1 protein-coding gene is annotated in these 672 nt (G+C 64.0%); it reads right to left on the bottom strand.

The genetic code is table 11. The features are described from left to right. Positions 1–672: class I SAM-dependent methyltransferase (locus tag A5775_RS20435; protein ID WP_067249747.1), on the bottom strand; the 672-nt coding region annotated here is incomplete at both ends.

A 672-nucleotide genomic window follows, 5' to 3' on the forward strand; every position in this document is an offset into this window, starting at 1 on the left:
ACCTCTTGAGACTGAAGGGCGAGGGCCTGCTCGCGATTCGCCTCGAGCGCCTCGGCCCACAGATCCAGCGTCTTCGCGTAGTGCAGTTGCAGCGACTGCACGCGGGTGAGCTCGAAGCCCACGGTCACCCCGTACTCGCCGACGGTCTGCGGGGTGGGAAGCCAGCCGCCGGGAAAAATCTCGGCGAGGATGAATTTCGAGAACTCAACGATCTCGTGGGTCAACCTTAGGCCCTTGGCCCGGGCTTCTTTGAAGGACGGCCGAACGATGGTGTGCAGCAACATGATTCCGCCGGGCGGCAGCGCGTTGTAGGCCATCTTGAAGAAACGCCCGTAGCGTTGGCGGCCGAAGTGCTCGAACGCACCGATCGAGACGATGCGGTCCACCGGCTCGTGGAACTTCTCCCAGCCCTCCAGCAGCACCCGGCGGGTCCGGGTGGTGTCCATCTGGTCGAAGGTCCTCTGCACGTGCTCGGCCTGATTCTCCGAGAGCGTCAGCCCCACGACGTTGACGTCGTACTTCTCGACGGCCCGTTTCAGCGCGCCACCCCAGCCGCAGCCGATGTCCAGCAGCGTCATCCCCGGCTCGAGGTTCAGCTTTCCCAGCGCCAAATCGAACTTCGCGATCTGGGCCTCTTCGAGGGTCATGTCGTCACGCTCGAAGTAGGCGCAG

Source organism: Mycobacterium sp. 852002-10029_SCH5224772, assembly GCF_001667315.1.
In the GTDB taxonomy this organism is placed as follows: domain Bacteria; phylum Actinomycetota; class Actinomycetes; order Mycobacteriales; family Mycobacteriaceae; genus Mycobacterium.